Below are 16226 nucleotides of genomic sequence, written 5' to 3' on the forward strand. Positions count from 1 at the left end.
GAGAAGATCAACGCATTTTTAGCTCAATGCTGCGCGGATCAACAAAGCTGTAGCCTTTACCCTCAAGTGTAGTGAGCAAGGTATCCAGTCCCTCAACGGTCCATGGTAGCTCATGCATCAGGATATTACTGCCGGAATGCAGCTGATCGGTAACATTACTGATCAATTTTTCTGTCTTACCCGTTTCCTTTTCTTTCATTTCCCAGTCAAGTGAGCCTACAGACCAGGTCATGTATAACATTCCATTCTCAGCCGCGACCTTCTTGCCAACATCCCCGCCGGCACCATGTGGCGGACGGAAAAAGTGAGGAGCTTCTCCCAATGTTTCTTTGACAATATTTTGAACATCTTCGATTTGCTTTTTAACCTCAGTATAGGACTTGTCTTTCAATACAATATGATCCCAGCTGTGGTTGCCGATAATTCCACCGCGGTTATGTATTAACTCCAGAAGCTCAGGATGCTCCTTAACACGATAACCATTTACGAAAAAGATGGCTTTAGCTTGATGTTTGTCCAGAATATCCATCAAAGGGTTAATCATTGCAGCATCTTTAGGACCGTCGTCAAAAGTGAGCAGAACCACTTTTTTATTTGTAGCTTCCTCATTAGGGACGATGTCGTAATTTTTGTTCATATGGTACAGCAGTGGAATTTCAGCGGATGCTTCACCCTTACTGGCTGTACTATTTCCTGTAGTACCTCCATCTGCTGTTGCTTCAGGGGTAGGACTGGCTGTTGCTTCAGGTGCTGGCGCCGTAGTTTCTGCGCTTTGTGTAGCTGCCGCCGTGGGCGGATTGTTTGTGGTGTTTGTTTCCTTGGCTGTATTTCCATTTGCACCGCTGTTGCCACAGGCTGTAAGCAGCAAGGTAGCCAATAGGAGCACTGATGTCATTTTACCCACTTTTTTCAACTCGCTTTCTTGTTATTAGGTTGTATGAGCCGGAATCTTTCCGCGAACACTAAACATGATTTTACCATACAAGGAGGCTGGAAATATGAATACTTCGTCATTTTTATGCGGGGTGCTGATGGGCGCCGCAGCCAGTATGATTATGTCCAAAAAGCGGAATTCTTTAATGTCTTCGCTAGGGCAATCGGGTGGTTCCATGAGTGGGGCTGCAGATAAAGCAAAAGAAAAAATAATCGGTATGGCCACGACTGGTTTTGGTAACACTGCTGTTTCAAGCAGTAATGCTCAAAGTAACGGTTCAAGCAGCGCAACCTCTGAGCATAAGACTGAATCACCAGTGAAGTCGAAGGAATCCAATCTTAAATTGTTAAAGGAATTCATTCGCAGCAATCCTGAAGTAAAGAGCGAAGTAGAGCAGATTCTTAAAGAAACGCATACAACCATACCGGGATTGTAACCGTAAAGGACTCCATCAGAATCATTTTGGGGATGAAATATTCCGCAGAATGATTCTTTTTTATTATTCAGGGCCTTGAAAATGGTTTATTCAATAGAGAGGATTTTATATATTTATTTACGTGCATTTATCTCGGCAAAATGATAACATACTTACATAGTAACCATTTTTGGCTCATTACTCGGGACTCATCATACATTATAATAAATGAGCTTGCAAAAGGAGGATCCTGTCATGAGAATAGAGCGATTAAGTCAAGATAAGATACGGATTTTCCTCACTTTTGACGACCTGAGCGAGCGGGGCATCCAGAAGGAAGACATGTGGCAGGAAGTTCCTAAGGTTCATGACCTGTTTACGGAGATGATGGATCAAGCATATAGTGAACTAGGTTTTGATGCCACGGGTCCGCTTGCCGTAGAAGTTTTCGCATTGCCCGCGCAAGGCATGGTCGTTATAGTGACCCGAGGAAAATATGATCACCATCAGTACGGTGCGTCCGGGGAAGAAGAATTGCCAGAAGAGATTTATGAAATGGAAGTTACTCTTGAACAAAGCGACTCCATTGTATATGCATTCCGCGATTTCGAGGTTCTGGTTGAAGCGGCTCATGTGCTCATCGGTAATATTACTTCCCAGGGGAAACTGTATTCTTATAACAATAAATGGTATCTGTATTTCGATCCAAAGGAATTTGAAGAAACGGCGTTGTCAGGTCTTGTTGGCGTACTTGCTGAGTTTGGAGATTCCTCACCGGTCACAGAAGCTGTTCTCGATGAATACGGGAAAACAGTGATGCCGGAGAATGCGGTCCAGTTATTGTGCACTCATTTTAAGCGTCAGGAGTAATTAAGCAAGATCTAGGGGCTGATGACCATTGTTTAGGCCGATCAGCCCTAGTCTTGTTGTTGGTGATATGTCGGTCATTCTTGTATCAAAGTTATCATCTACCTTGCTGTGTAACGGCAGTAATAGGGTTTAGGGGTGTAGGGAGGTTATTCGGTGCTCGTGTTATCGGTCATTACGTCGGCAGTAGCGCCGGGACTTGCTCTGTTGACCTTTTTTTATCTGAAAGACAAGTATGATCAAGAACCGCTTCATGTAGTCATTAAAGTATTCTTGCTCGGCCTTCTGATTGTGTTTCCAGTAATGATCATTCAGAGAGGGCTGATGCTGGGACTAAATGGTGGTCCCTACGTGGAGTCGTTTCTCATATCCGCTGGCGTGGAAGAATGTCTAAAGTGGTTTGTGCTGTACCATATGATTTACAATCATACCGAATTTGACGAGCCATATGATGGGATACTATACGCTGTGGCGATTTCGCTCGGCTTCGCAACAATAGAAAATGTAATGTACGCTTGGTATAGCAACGCTTCAATCGGATCAATGTTTCTAAGAGCACTTCTTCCGGTTTCTGGACACGCTATGTTTGGTGTGATCATGGGCTACCATATGGGAAGGGCGAAGTTCTCAAAAGGAGTTCATACCCGCAGAATTCTGGTGTTTTCTCTCCTGTTGCCATGGATGTGGCATGGGATATATGACTTTATTTTGAGTACGACAGCCAACTATTGGATATGGTTTATTGTGCCTCTGATGGCTATCCTATGGTATGGAGGTATGGGAAAGGTTGCTAGGGCCAACAGCCGTTCTCCTTTCCGCTTTCTGAAACGTGAAGAAGAGGTTAACCTATAATCGAGATGGGCACACTTATATTCGAAGGGCAGTTCCTAGTAAGGAATTCCAGAGAGGAGAGAGGTGTCTTTTTTTGCGTATAAAAGTACGTATCGTTTGCAAACAGTGCGGTGAGACCTACATATTAAGAGGGATTAAAGAGCATGGTGTCATTCAAACCGGCTTTAAACAATGCCTTTGCAGTAATAGCAGTGGCTTTGAGATTGAAGAGAGAGCATGAACGGACGTTATAGTCACATTGTGTAGCAACTTCAGTGCATAAGACTCCTAGTTTATTGTCAAACTAACGCCAATAAGCTATCGAAAGGAGTCTTGTAGCCCTATGTACAAAAGATTAAGTGCTGTAATGTTCCCGCTGACCGCGCTGCTGCTGATTGGTGCGCTTGTGTGGGGTTATCAGGAGAATCAGGAGAAGAATTCAATACTAATTAAGGCGGAGAACCAATATCAACGCGCCTTTCATGATTTGTCCTATCATGTGGACCGTCTTCATGGTGAGCTTGGAAATACGCTTGCGGTTAACTCTGCTTCTAATGGGATGCACCGCAAAGGACTTGTGAATGTGTGGCGGATGACTAGTGAGGCCCAAAATGAGATTAACCAGCTGCCGCTGACCTTGCTGCCATTTAGCAAAACAGAGGAGTTTCTGTCCAAAATCTCCAACTTTTCTTATAAAGCCGGGATTCGTGACTTCACTAAAAAACCTCTGACAGATGGAGAGCTGAGCAATCTAAAAGCATTGTACAAGAACTCAGGAGAAATCTCTAAGGATTTGCAAGAGGTACAAAATAAAGTCATTGGCAATCGGCTGCGCTGGATGGATGTTGAAACGGCGTTGGCGACAGAAAATAAAGCGGAGGACAACACGATTATTGACGGCTTCAAAACGGTAGATAAACGTGTAGGGGCATACCCTGAGCTAGACTGGGGTCCTTCAGTAGCAAGCATCTACGATAAACGTTCCGTCAAAATGCTCGGAGGTACCCCCGTGACTGCCGAAGACATCAAACGTAAGGCGTTGAAGTTCGCGGATGCGGGTTCCAATGCTAAAGTGGATGTTAAAGAAAATGGGAAGAACACCGAATGGCCATCCTATACAGCAACTGTTAGCGCTTCGAATAAGAAGCACACCATTAGTATGGATTTCACCAAAAATGGCGGGTTGCTGATCTCTTATTATGACAACCGTGAGGTTGGCCCTGCCAAAGTTTCTATTAAAGAAGCAGTTACCAAAGCAGAGCAGTTTCTTGAGAAAAAAGGATATCCCCATATGACTGCAGTCAGCGCTGATCGTTACGATAATATCGGGAATTTGACCTTTGTAACCAAACAGAATGATGTATTGATTTATCCTGAAAAGATGACCATTCGTATGGGGCTGGATACAGGTGATACCATCGGTTTTGAGGCCAGCGAATACGTCAATGAGCACAAGGACAACCGGAAGCTTCCAAAACCAAAGCTTACCCTTGCAGAGGCGAGAAAATTTCTGAATTCTGATTTCAAGGAGCAATACAATCGCTTGTCCTGGATTAAAAATGATGATTCCGTCGAGGTCTTGACTTACGAGTTCGGTGGAGGAGTTAATGGCTCAAAGTATCGTATTTACATTAACGCCGAGGATGGCATTGAAGAGTCTGTGGAAGAAATCAGACCTTCTTCGGGGTCTGAGGCAAAATAAAGGGAGGGCGCATCCAGCAGTTGGGTGCGTCCCTTTTTTTTGCAATATCTATAAAATATATCTGACTGGCTGATATTCCCATGCTATAATCAGGGGTAGTGATAATTACTAAACTGATGTGGCGGTGACATCTTTGTATCCTAAAATTAACGAATATCTATACATACAGGTTGCTTCCAGTGACGCTGCTGAAGCAGAAGTTGAATATAGATCAAGAATTGCAGAGACGGAAGAAGACGCATTCCTGATTGAAATTCCTATGCAGGAGAGCAATGGTCGTCTAAAAAGGCTCTTTATGGGGGACGAGCTTTCGGTTTATTTTTTAACTGAGGGTGGCATCAAAAATTACTTTAATACTTATGTACTGGGCTTTAAAGAAGATGTAATTCGTATGGTCCGGATTCAAAAGCCGGAGACAGATTCGATTTTTAAGATCCAGAGAAGAAGCTTTTTCCGAGTGAATGCAGATCTAGAGCTTGCTGTGAAGGATAGCCTTGGCAAACGGTTCCTAGTTCGTACAGATGATATTGGTGGTGGAGGAATCTCCTTTTTAGTGGATAACCAGGTTAAGCTGGAGGTTGGTAATAAATTGTCCTGCTGGGTACTGGTGCCTTATCGAAACGGAAGCACGGAGCATGTCAATTTTGAAGGTGAAGTAGTGCGCATTAAAAAGCTAGAGAATGGACGGCTTTTAGCGATGTTGAAATTTGTCGCTATTTCAGATTTGGAACGCCAGAAAATTATCCGTTATTGCTTCGAACGTCAGTTTGATTTCCGCAACAGATAAGCATTTTTTACAGCTCTATTAAGCTGTCTGATTTTGCACTGAAGTATAAACTGTGGTATAATTTTATAAGTCGCAGGCAATGCCTGCTTTTTTCTTGATAATATCATCAAGCATAACAATTTATGTGTGCTCCTTGATATTGCAGGAATAGTTTTCGTAACGCTAGATGCTTTTTTTATGAAAGAGTGTTTGAGGAGGAATGCCCCGTTGGATAGGCAGGGTACACATACTTATGACAGAATAAACGTCGCCATCGACGGACCTGCCGGGGCAGGCAAGAGCACTGTAGCCCGATTGGTAGCCCAGAAGTTGTCTTATATCTATGTCGATACTGGTGCAATGTACCGGGCAATCACCTGGTATATGATCCAAGAAGGCATTGAACCGGAAGATCAGCATCGAGTGAACGAGAAGGTTCGCGACATGGTGATTGAACTTATTCCGGAACGAGACATTCAGAAGGTGCTGATTAATGGGGAAGACGTGACCCCACATATTCGGAGCCTTCAGGTTAGCGGCCTTGTGTCGCAGTATGCGAAGATCGAGGATGTAAGATCCAGACTGAGTCAATTGCAGCGTCAGATGGCGCTTCGCAAAGGCGTGGTAATGGATGGCCGCGATATCGGTACAACCGTGCTGCCGGATGCCGAGGTAAAGATTTTTATGACGGCAAGTGTGGAAGAACGAGCTCTCCGTCGTTATAAGGAACTGAGAGACGCGGAATCGGTGACGCTTCAGCAGCTTGAACACGATATTGCAAAGCGGGACCGTCTGGATGAAGGACGGGAGATTTCACCGCTGCGCCGTGCAGAGGATGCTATTCTTCTGGATACGACCTTAATGAATATCGATCAAGTTGTGGAGGCCATTGTATCCCACTGTAGATCTCATGTTGACGGGGAGAGAAATCATTTATGATTTATGCAATTTGTGTTGGATTGCTTCGCTTGATTTACGCAATCCTTTTCCCACTTAAGATTGTGGGGAAAGAAAATGTGCCAAAGGAGGGCGGGGTACTGCTCTGCGCTAACCACATTAGTCTGCTTGATCCAATGACTATTGGAATTAAGCTGGACCGTCAGGTAAAGTATATGGCTAAGGCTGAACTGTTTGAGGTTCCGGTGCTTGGCTGGCTCATTAATAAATTGGGTGCTTTTCCGGTGAAACGTGGCGGCGTAAGCAAAGAATCCATAAAAACGGCCCTTAACACACTTCGTAATGGTAATGTCATGGGTATCTTCCCGGAGGGTACGCGTAACTCTGATGCCGGAGTGGCCAAGAAGGGTGCTGCTAGCTTTGCACTTCGAAGTGGCGCAGCAGTTATTCCAGCGGCTATTATCGGCCAGTATAAACCCTTTCGACGCATGGTCGTTGTCTACGGTGCTCCTGTAGACCTTAGTCAATTTGCCGGTGCGGGGAGCGAATCTCTCGAGGCTGTTACCGATGTCATTATGGATCGCATCCGTGAGATGAAAGAGACAGGTAAACCAAGTGCTAGTTAAGGGATGAGCAGAACAACAAATTTTGCTCAATGTTTTGATTAAATAACGGCATAGCCGCTATTTTTTGGAACATACTATCATCAAGTGTAAGTGAAATATTATGCATTGCTTGTTTTGAACTCTGCTATACGCAGGTTTAAATAAATGGGGTTTTGAATCGAGGAGGCTAATCACATGTCTGAAGAAATTAAAAATCAGGAAGCTGCGGAAAAGAATGAATCCGTAGAAGCGGTGGATTCCGCTGTGACAGAAAATAACGGAGCTGTAGAAGAAGTTGCTGCCGTTAACGAAGAAGAAGTGACTAACCAAGCTGACTTGGAAATCATTTCTCTGAAAAAAGGCGATACCGTGAAAGGAACAATCGTCAAAATCGAAGATAACCAAGCTTATGTAAGCATTGGATATAAATACGACGGTGTGATTCCAATTCGCGAATTGTCCGCAGTACAACTGGACAACGCTGCTGCAGCAGTAGAAGTTGGACAGGAAGTAGAATGTAAAGTTGTCAGCATCAACGACAACAAGGAAAGCCTTGTTCTTTCCAAACGTGCTGTTGATAGTGAAAAATCATGGGAAGATCTTGAGAAATACTTCGCTTCCCAAGAAGCTTTCGAAGTTACTGTGGCTGACGTTGTTAAAGGCGGCCTCGTAGCTGATGTTGGAGCTCGCGGATTTATCCCAGCTTCCATGGTAGAGCGTCACTTCGTTGAAGATTTCAGCGATTACAAAGGCCGTACCTTGCGCGTTAAAGTGAAAGAACTTGACCGTGAGAACAGCAAAGTAATCTTGTCTGCTAAAGAAGTTCTTGAAGAAGAATTCGAAGCTAACAAGCTGAAAATTATGGCTGAACTATCTGAAGGCCAAATCATCGAAGGTACAGTACAACGTCTGACTCAATTCGGCGCATTTGTTGATGTGGGCGGAGTTGACGGTCTTGTACACGTATCTGAAATCGCTTGGAGTCACGTAGAGAAACCTTCTGATGTAGTATCTGAAGGTGATAAAGTACGTGTTAAAGTATTGAAGGTTGATCCTGAAAAAGGAAAAATCAGCCTGAGCATCAAAGCTGCTGCTCCAGGTCCTTGGGACTCTGCTGCTGGCGAAATCAACATCGGTGATGTTGTAACAGGCGTTGTAAAACGTCTTGTGAACTTCGGAGCATTCGTAGAATTGCTTCCGGGTGTGGAAGGTCTTGTGCATATCTCACAAATCTCCCACAAACACATCGCTACTCCACACGAAGTATTGAAAGAAGGACAAGAAGTTCAAGTGAAAGTTCTGGACTTCAATCCATCCGAGAAACGTGTTAGCCTGAGCATCAAAGAAACTGAAGAAGCTCCAGCTCCATCTGCTAGACCTGAACGCAGCAATAGCAGAGACAGAGCTCCTAAAGAAGTTCTGAACAACCCTAACGTTTCCCTTAGCAACGAAGGCCTTAGCTTTACGCTTGCTGAACGTTTTGGTGACAAGCTGGACAAATTTAAGGGTAATAACTAATCCCTAAACGAGCTTTTGAATATACGGGTAAAGTAATCGGCGAGCCCTCGATACGGGGGTTCGCCGATTGTCTTTTTTTCGGAACTGGTCGGATTATTGAGAGTTAACATGATTGTTAGCCAATTTAAATGTTTTTTGCTATGATGAGTAACGTAAGGATGACAGGAGGAATGAATATGGCAAGACCCGTTGTGGCAATTGTTGGGAGGCCTAACGTCGGAAAATCGACGATATTTAATCGGCTGATTGGCGATAGATTAGCCATTGTAGAAGATAAGCCGGGGATTACACGTGACCGGATTTATGGTATTTCAGATTGGAACGGTAAGTCGTTCAGTGTGATTGATACCGGAGGTATTGAAATTGATGGAGAAGATACAATTCTGAAATCAATCCGTGTTCAAGCGGAGCTGGCGATTGAAGAAGCGGATGTTATTGTATTTATGTGTGAGGCGAAGAGTGGTGTGACGAATTCAGATGAAGAGGTAGCTCAGATTCTGTTCCGTTCAGGTAAACCGGTCGTTCTTGCCATCAACAAAGTGGATAATATGAAGCGTGCGGATGATATTTATGAGTTCTATAGCCTTGGTTTTGGCGATCCAATCGGAATTTCTGGTAGTCACGGAACCGGACTCGGCGATTTGCTAGATGCTGTAGTTGAACGCCTACCTGAGAAAATAGATGATGAATACGATGAGGATGTCATTCGTGTAGCTTTGATTGGCCGTCCGAATGTAGGTAAATCCTCTCTGGTTAACGCGATTTTGGGCGAAGAACGTGTTATCGTCAGCGATATTGCAGGGACTACAAGAGATGCTATCGATACTCCTTTTGAACGTGATGGGCAACGTTATGTGCTTATCGATACGGCAGGTATGCGTAAAAAAGGCAAGGTATACGAGAACATTGAAAAATACAGTGTTATGCGAGCTATGCGTGCGATTGAACGGGCTGATGTGGTCCTCGTTGTAATTAACGGCGAAGAGGGCATCATCGATCAGGACAAGCATATTGCTGGTTATGCACATGAAGCTGGTAAAGCATCTATTTTTGTTGTCAACAAATGGGATGCCATTGTGAAAGACGATAAGACTATGCAGAACTTCGAGACTAAGATTCGTGACCATTTCTTGTTTATGAGTTACGCACCGGTTGTCTTTTTGTCGGCTTTAACCAAACAGCGTTTGCAAAAACTGCTGCCTGTTGTACAGCATGTATCTCAACAGCACGCACTGCGCATTACTACACATTTGGTGAACGACGTTGTATCTGATGCAATCGCGATTAACCCTCCACCAACTGACAAAGGCCGTCGCTTGCGTATTAACTATGTAACGCAGGTTGCGGTTAAGCCGCCTACGATTGTGGTGTTCGTGAATGATCCGTCGCTGATGCACTTCTCCTATGAACGTTATCTGGAGAATAAAATTCGCGCAGCATTTAATTTCGAAGGAACACCAATCCGTCTCTTTACACGGCGCAAATCCGAAAACGAAGGTTAGGGGAGAAGAAGTGTGGCGCTTGAACTTCTGGTTATCGTTGTAAGCTATTTGCTTGGTTCTGTCAGCTTTAGTGTACTGCTTGCAAAGTTGCTAAAGGGAATTGATATCCGTCAATACGGAAGCGGAAATGCGGGGGCTACCAATACACTGCGTGTATTGGGTAAAGGTCCTGCAATACTAGTGCTGTTGCTGGATGTGTTGAAAGGGGTGGCCGCTGTATGGTTAGGAACCTGGGTCGGCGGTTGGGGAACCTGGGTTCCGGCTCTTTGCGGAATCGCGGCCATCATCGGACATAATTGGCCGCTCTATTTTCGTTTTCGTGGGGGGAAAGGCATTGCTACTACGATCGGTGTTATGGCTACGCTTTGTTTATGGCCAGCGCTGCTCGCCGGTATCATCGCCATCCTGTCTATCTTTATCACACGTTACGTGTCCCTTGGCTCATTAATTTTTGTAGCACTGACACCAGTGGCTTTATTGTTGACAGGATTTACACAACCTGTGCTCTGGACCAGTATTATTATTGCGGTCTTCGCCTTCTGGCGGCACCGGACGAATATTGTAAAGATTGTAGAAGGCCGTGAGAACAAGATAGGCTCAAAAGTTAAAGGAGGGAATCGTGTTGTCTGATAAAGTTACCGTACTTGTAGCGGGGAGCTGGGGAACTGCGCTGGCTAGTGTGCTGGCTGCAAACCACTCGGAAGTTTATCTGTGGACACGCAACTCTGATCAAGCTGCCGAGATCAATGGCTCTCATACGAATAATAAGTATCTGCCTGGCATCGCACTGCCAGCTAACATTATTGCAACTACGGATATGGAAACGGCAGTGTCCGGTTCTAAGGCGGTTGTAATTGTAGCTCCGTCTTCAGGAATGCGGCAGGTTGCTCGCAGTCTGAAGCCATTCTGGAAGGATGACATGTTATGTGTTCATGCTACGAAGGGCTTTGAGTCGGAAAGCAATAAGCGGATGTCCATCGTAATTGCAGAGGAACTAGGCTGTGACGAAGGGCAGATCGTCGTCCTCTCCGGTCCAAGTCATGCAGAGGAAGTTGTACGCCGGTGTCCTACAACCGTTGTAGTTGCTTCACCTGATGACAAACGTAGCGCCGAAGCGCAGGAATTGTTCATCAACAACGATTTCCGTGTATATACGAATCGTGATCAGGTAGGGGTAGAGCTTGCCGGAGCTCTTAAGAATATTATTGCCCTTGGTGCAGGTCTATCCGATGGCCTTGGATATGGGGACAATGCTAAAGCAGCCCTTTTGACCCGTGGACTCGCCGAGATATCTCGGGTGGGAGTTGAGCTTGGAGCCAATCCTTTGACCTTTGCCGGCCTTGCCGGAATTGGCGACCTTGTTGTGACGGCTACTAGTCAGCACAGCCGTAACTGGCGCGCTGGGTCCATGCTTGGTCAAGGCAAGCCGCTGGCCGAGGTGCTGGAATCCATGGGGATGGTAGTCGAAGGTATTCGTACTACCGAAGCAGCTTATGCAATTTCGCTCAAGCTGGGTGTGCAGATGCCGATTACGGATCAGATTTATCATGTGCTCTTTCAAGGAAGAAGCCCACGCAGTGCGGTTGAAGCCTTGATGGGGCGTGATCGTAAGCCTGAGCTTGAGTCGATCTCCCAGGAAACTTGGGAGCAGTGGCATTCCTGATCCTGTTCACCTTTTTCCGCAAATTCTCATATGTTGTAATGGGGATTGACGGAGGAGGGATGAAAAGTGAGCAGAGATTTTTCCAAGGATGCATTGAACGCCATTAACAAAAAGGCGGGCAAGAACATTACGGAAAGTGCCGTCAAAAAGCTAGCCAGTACGGTAAAGCCAGGAACTACGCAGAATGAAGCCCAGCTCCGCCAGTTAATTAAGCAGGTGTCATCAATGGCGAAAGTGCCGGTCAGTGAAGCTACTGTGCAGGAGATTATCAATGCCGTTAAAAAAGGCGGCGCAGGTTCCAGCACAATGGAGTCTTTAATGAAAATGATGCTTAAAAAATAGCTTTATGTTGGGTGAGCAAAAGAAAACGGATCAATGAATGATTCCGTCGTCTTTTGCTTTTTTTTTTATATTCCTGATAATTTTCACGAAGCGTAATCTATTTAAAATAATACATAAAAAATGATGTTTTTTTACAGAAAAGGATAAGGTCATGATATAATAGTCCCTAATAAATTACAGGCGAATGGGGGCTTTGACCATGGATCCGATGACAAAAATGTGGTTATCCCTGATTGCGATGCTGATTATGGGATTATCAGTATTTCTTATAACTTTTGCTCGGAGCAAAACCAAGGGATTGCTTAAGGCTGTACTGTCTATACTTGCTTTTGTCATTATGTTAGTGGGCCTATTGGGCGGAGTTGTTTCAATTATGTAAGCAGTTACATAGTGTTGAGGAAGGAAGTAACATCATGAAATCACAAAAAGGAGTTACCGTTGTATTTCAACCAGAAGGTCGTAAAGCTGTTGTGAACCGTGGCATTTCGTTATTAGAGGCTGCTCGTAAAGCAGGAGTGCCAATAACAACTAGATGCGGAGGCAAAGCAGGCTGTCTGATGTGCAAGGTTACAGTCGCGAAGGAAGAGGCTGCTGCAGTAAGGCCTCCCGGTGATATTGAGCGGCGTAAGCTTGGATCGGCCTTAGAAGAAGGAACGCGTTTGGCCTGTCAGGCTGCCGTATGGAGCGACGTAACCGTTCAGGTGCCGGAAGATCCACTGAAGGCTGCGGTGCGCCGTAAGCTTGAAGCAGCGCGGCGTGGGGAAGAAGATGAGCTGTGGTAGCGTAAGAATGTCACCGTGGGAGGGACTCGGTTGGAGTTTATAGGATATAAAATGAAACTGAAGGCAGAGGCCAAGATTTTGCTAGGGATGGTATCGCTCGCGCTTACGCTTTCGGGCTGTCTATACCCAGGTGAAGAGAAGCGGGCTAGTGTTAATTATCGGGAAAGTGTTAAACGGATACAAGCAGCCGTTGATGATTATCAACAGGAGGAAGAGGTACTGCCCATTCTTAATGCGGATGAAACTACTCCAAGGTATGAGAAGTTTCGTATCGACTTGGGGAAGCTGAATAATAAGGGATATTTGGATGATATACCGGCTACCGCTTTTGAGCAGGGTGGAAGTGCTTATTTTCTTATTTTGAATGAGGAAATTGATCCTGTGGTGAAGGTGATGGACCTTGTTACGGTTCAAAAGGTGAATGACGTGCAACGACAGGTTAACCGCTATAAATCAGCTCATGGCGGCAACCTGCCTGTGCTTGATGAGCTATACCCCGGATTGTATACTATTGATCATAAGCAGGCGGGTACAAGCTCTATAACGTTAACTAGTGTCTATTCCGGTCAAGTTCTTGACTTTATCATGGATAAGGATGGAACTGTCTACGTAGATTATGTTTTTGATATCATGGCTGCCGTCGATAAGAAGGGTGGAGAGCGCGACAAGAATCAGGACTTGCGACTGGATCTGGAGGAAGCTTCATATTACGTTCCCGTAAAGTCTTTGCCGTATCTATGGATTAATAATCAGCCGATCCCACAGCCTCCAAGTTAGAGTTATAGTTTAAAAGCGTCTAAGCTTCGGTTTTATCCGGGGCATTAGGCGTTTTTTGTTTATAACCTTTTAATCTCAGCATCCACTAAAAATAGTTCTATCAAAGAATCCTAGCTCATAAGATGGATGAGTAAGCTTCCGGGCGTCAGACGCCTTGCGGCGCGCAGACTTAACTTTTTTGAAATTACATTGGGAAATGCGCGAATACGGGTCATAAATTCGTTCCGGATACATATGATGATACTAGTCCAAATGCATGTCCGAGCATTCGGAGTTTAGCGCGGGGCAAGTACGTCCCGGTCGAAAGCAGCTAGGCTTCGGGCGGGCATACGATAAGTCCGGTTGATGTCCTGCAAGGGTCAGATTACCGGCGGAACGCGAAGTCGATGCTCTTCAGGCATTTTTTCTTCGGAGTAATATGAGGAGGGGATCTCTTTTGGAAAAAGTGGATATTTTCAAGGACATTGCCGAGCGTACCGGCGGAGACATTTATCTTGGCGTCGTCGGCGCGGTTCGCACGGGGAAATCGACATTTATCAAGCGCTTCATGGAAACAATTGTCCTGCCAAACATCACGAATGAGGCTGATCGAGTAAGAGCTGTGGATGAGCTTCCGCAAAGCGCAGCAGGCAAAACGATTATGACGACAGAACCGAAGTTTGTGCCTAACAACGCAGTCCAAATCAAGGTTGCGGAAGGGCTTGAGGTTAATGTTCGTCTGGTAGACTGTGTGGGTTACGCTGTAGAAGGTGCAAAAGGCTACGAGGATGAAAATGGACCACGAATGATCTCTACACCTTGGTTTGAAGAGCCTATTCCTTTTCAGGAAGCGGCAGAAATCGGGACACGTAAGGTTATTCAGGAGCATTCAACGCTAGGTGTAGTGGTAACAACAGATGGTACGATTGCAGAAATTCCGCGGAACTCGTACGTGGACTCTGAAGAGCGCGTCATTGCAGAGCTGAAGGAAGTGGGTAAGCCATTTGTGCTTGTCATTAACTCCACCCGGCCACGCAGTGAGGAAGCGCAGCAGCTCCGTAACGAGCTAGCCATCAAATACGATATCCCAGTTATGACGCTAAGCGCCGCAAACATGAGCGAAGATGACGTAACTGGTGTGCTGCGGGAAGTGCTTTATGAATTCCCAGTGCATGAAGTAAATGTAAACCTGCCAAGCTGGGTTATGGTGCTTGGAGAAAACCACTGGCTGCGTAGTAGTTATGAGAACTCCGTTCGCGATACGGTAAAAGACATTCGCCGCTTGCGGGATGTTGACCGCCTCGTATCTCAGTTCACCGAATATGACTTTATTGATAAAGCTGGCCTAAGTGGTATGAACATGGGTCAGGGCGTAGCAGAGATCGACCTGTATGCTCCAGAAGAGCTGTACGATCAAGTTCTGATGGAAGTGGTCGGGGTTGAGATCCGCGGTAAAGATCATTTGCTCCAGCTTATGCAGGAGTTCTCGCATGCGAAACGAGAATACGACCGATTCTCAGAAGCATTGGAAATGGTCAAGACTACAGGTTATGGTATCGCGGCTCCATCCTTAGCCGAAATGGCGCTCGACGAGCCAGAACTGATACGTCAGGGCTCTCGCTTCGGGGTTCGCTTAAAGGCTACTGCACCGTCCATTCATATGATTCGGGTGGATGTGGAGTCTGAATTCTCGCCAATCATCGGAACGGAAAAGCAAAGCGAAGAGCTGGTTCGTTATCTGATGCAGGACTTTGAGAATGATCCTATTAAGATTTGGGAATCCGATATTTTTGGCCGCTCCCTGCACTCCATTGTTAGAGAAGGCATTCAAGGCAAGATAGCTATGATGCCGGATAATGCACGCTACAAGCTGCAAGAAACGCTTGGCCGCATTATTAACGAGGGTTCCGGCGGACTTATTGCAATTATTCTCTAAGCTGAATATAAATAAATTCAAAGAGTGGGAGAAATCCTGCTCTTTTTATTTGTATATATCCTAAAACTTGATTCCTAGTTCCTATAATAACGGTGAATCTGACTCAATTATTCTGATGAAATAAAGACCTAAACTGCTCCTATAGGTCTAACAAATTAGATCGAATTTAGATAAATATGCACGGATAGATGATAATTTCTGCTCCTTTTTTGAGTAACAGCTTGAATTTATGGATGGGCTGTATTACTATAAGTTTGTTGCGCTTCAAGGTCTAAGGGCGCCAAAGTTAAGTTTTAAACGGGATTATCACGTATATTTTACGTTGAAACGGAAACAGTGTATGATACCGGAGAATTTACTCAGGGAGGTGAGAAAACATGAATAAATCAGATTTGATCAATGTAGTTACAGAAGCAACTGAACTTCCCAAGAAGGATGCTACTAAAGCTGTAGATGCGGTTTTCGAAGCAATTACAGAAGCACTGCAAAGCGGTGATAAAGTACAACTGGTTGGATTCGGAAACTTTGAAGTGCGTGAGCGTTCTGCACGTAAAGGCCGTAACCCGCAAACTGGTGAAGAAATCGAAATTCCTGCAAGCAAGGTACCGGCATTCAAACCCGGTAAGGCGCTGAAAGACGGAATCAAATAAAGATTTCTACATACCTATCCCATAGTCTTTTAAGAACAACTATGCCGCCCTCCAAGGCGG

General features: G+C 45.2%; 18 protein-coding genes. 17 read left to right on the top strand and 1 reads right to left on the bottom strand.

Features of this window, described 5'->3' with window-relative positions; all coding sequences use genetic code 11:
• Window positions 1-7 precede the first annotated feature (7 nt).
• Window positions 8-904, bottom strand: a complete 897-nt coding sequence (locus NST45_RS06665) for a polysaccharide deacetylase family protein (protein WP_076179718.1) — start codon at window positions 902-904, stop codon at window positions 8-10.
• Window positions 905-998: 94 nt separating this feature from the next.
• On the opposite strand from NST45_RS06665, the gene NST45_RS06670 reads away from it, so the two are divergent.
• From NST45_RS06670 to NST45_RS06750, 17 genes are all read left to right on the top strand, one after another.
• Window positions 999-1370: a hypothetical protein gene (locus NST45_RS06670; RefSeq protein ID WP_076141316.1), complete on the top strand. Its 372-nt coding sequence runs from the start codon at window positions 999-1001 to the stop codon at window positions 1368-1370.
• Between the two features lie 234 nt (window positions 1371-1604).
• Window positions 1605-2219 (top strand): genetic competence negative regulator, encoded by a 615-nt coding sequence (locus NST45_RS06675; RefSeq protein WP_036676203.1) that lies wholly within the window; start codon window positions 1605-1607, stop codon window positions 2217-2219.
• Between the two features lie 153 nt (window positions 2220-2372).
• Window positions 2373-3068 carry a glutamic-type intramembrane protease PrsW gene (gene prsW, locus NST45_RS06680; protein WP_076134692.1) on the top strand — a complete coding sequence of 232 codons (696 nt, stop codon included), beginning with the start codon at window positions 2373-2375 and terminating at the stop codon, window positions 3066-3068.
• Window positions 3069-3390: 322 nt separating this feature from the next.
• A complete protein-coding gene (gene ypeB, locus NST45_RS06685; RefSeq protein WP_076127490.1) occupies window positions 3391-4749 on the top strand; it encodes a germination protein YpeB in 1359 nt (452 codons plus the stop codon).
• Window positions 4750-4882: 133 nt separating this feature from the next.
• Window positions 4883-5536, top strand: coding sequence for a flagellar brake domain-containing protein (locus tag NST45_RS06690; RefSeq protein WP_036676209.1), 654 nt, complete (start codon window positions 4883-4885; stop codon window positions 5534-5536).
• Window positions 5537-5713: 177 nt separating this feature from the next.
• Window positions 5714-6454, top strand: coding sequence for a (d)CMP kinase (gene cmk / locus NST45_RS06695; protein ID WP_076127492.1), 741 nt, complete (start codon window positions 5714-5716; stop codon window positions 6452-6454).
• On the top strand, window positions 6451-7038 hold the full coding sequence (locus NST45_RS06700) for a lysophospholipid acyltransferase family protein (protein WP_036676211.1): 588 nt from the start codon (window positions 6451-6453) through the stop codon (window positions 7036-7038). The genes cmk and NST45_RS06700 overlap by 4 nt, the downstream gene beginning before the upstream one ends.
• Before the next feature lie 174 nt (window positions 7039-7212).
• Window positions 7213-8535 carry a 30S ribosomal protein S1 gene (gene rpsA, locus NST45_RS06705; protein ID WP_170914203.1) on the top strand — a complete coding sequence of 441 codons (1323 nt, stop codon included), beginning with the start codon at window positions 7213-7215 and terminating at the stop codon, window positions 8533-8535.
• 176 nt (window positions 8536-8711) lie between these two features.
• A complete protein-coding gene (der, locus tag NST45_RS06710; RefSeq protein ID WP_036676212.1) occupies window positions 8712-10037 on the top strand; it encodes a ribosome biogenesis GTPase Der in 1326 nt (441 codons plus the stop codon).
• A 12-nt stretch (window positions 10038-10049) separates the two neighbouring features.
• Entirely contained in the window at window positions 10050-10667 is a 618-nt protein-coding gene (plsY, locus tag NST45_RS06715; RefSeq protein WP_036676213.1) for a glycerol-3-phosphate 1-O-acyltransferase PlsY, read from the top strand.
• Window positions 10660-11700 carry an NAD(P)H-dependent glycerol-3-phosphate dehydrogenase gene (locus NST45_RS06720; protein ID WP_076127494.1) on the top strand — a complete coding sequence of 347 codons (1041 nt, stop codon included), beginning with the start codon at window positions 10660-10662 and terminating at the stop codon, window positions 11698-11700. Before plsY ends, NST45_RS06720 begins: the two co-directional genes overlap by 8 nt.
• A 66-nt stretch (window positions 11701-11766) precedes the next feature.
• Window positions 11767-12042 (top strand): stage VI sporulation protein F, encoded by a 276-nt coding sequence (locus NST45_RS06725; RefSeq protein WP_038572437.1) that lies wholly within the window; start codon window positions 11767-11769, stop codon window positions 12040-12042.
• Window positions 12043-12241: 199 nt separating this feature from the next.
• Window positions 12242-12421, top strand: a complete 180-nt coding sequence (locus tag NST45_RS06730) for a DUF2768 family protein (RefSeq protein WP_036676218.1) — start codon at window positions 12242-12244, stop codon at window positions 12419-12421.
• 34 nt (window positions 12422-12455) lie between these two features.
• Entirely contained in the window at window positions 12456-12824 is a 369-nt protein-coding gene (locus NST45_RS06735; RefSeq protein ID WP_036676220.1) for a 2Fe-2S iron-sulfur cluster-binding protein, read from the top strand.
• A 30-nt stretch (window positions 12825-12854) separates the two neighbouring features.
• A complete protein-coding gene (locus tag NST45_RS06740) occupies window positions 12855-13601 on the top strand; it encodes a DUF3939 domain-containing protein (RefSeq protein ID WP_249267699.1) in 747 nt (248 codons plus the stop codon).
• A 436-nt stretch (window positions 13602-14037) separates the two neighbouring features.
• Window positions 14038-15516: a stage IV sporulation protein A gene (spoIVA, locus tag NST45_RS06745; protein WP_036676222.1), complete on the top strand. Its 1479-nt coding sequence runs from the start codon at window positions 14038-14040 to the stop codon at window positions 15514-15516.
• A 377-nt stretch (window positions 15517-15893) separates the two neighbouring features.
• Complete coding sequence (locus NST45_RS06750; protein WP_036676223.1) at window positions 15894-16166, top strand: HU family DNA-binding protein; 273 nt, start codon at window positions 15894-15896, stop codon at window positions 16164-16166.
• The last annotated feature ends 60 nt before the right edge of the window (window positions 16167-16226 follow it).

Origin of the sequence: Paenibacillus sp. FSL R7-0163 (assembly GCF_037969975.1) — a bacterium.
Classification (GTDB): domain Bacteria; phylum Bacillota; class Bacilli; order Paenibacillales; family Paenibacillaceae; genus Paenibacillus_AQ; species Paenibacillus_AQ odorifer.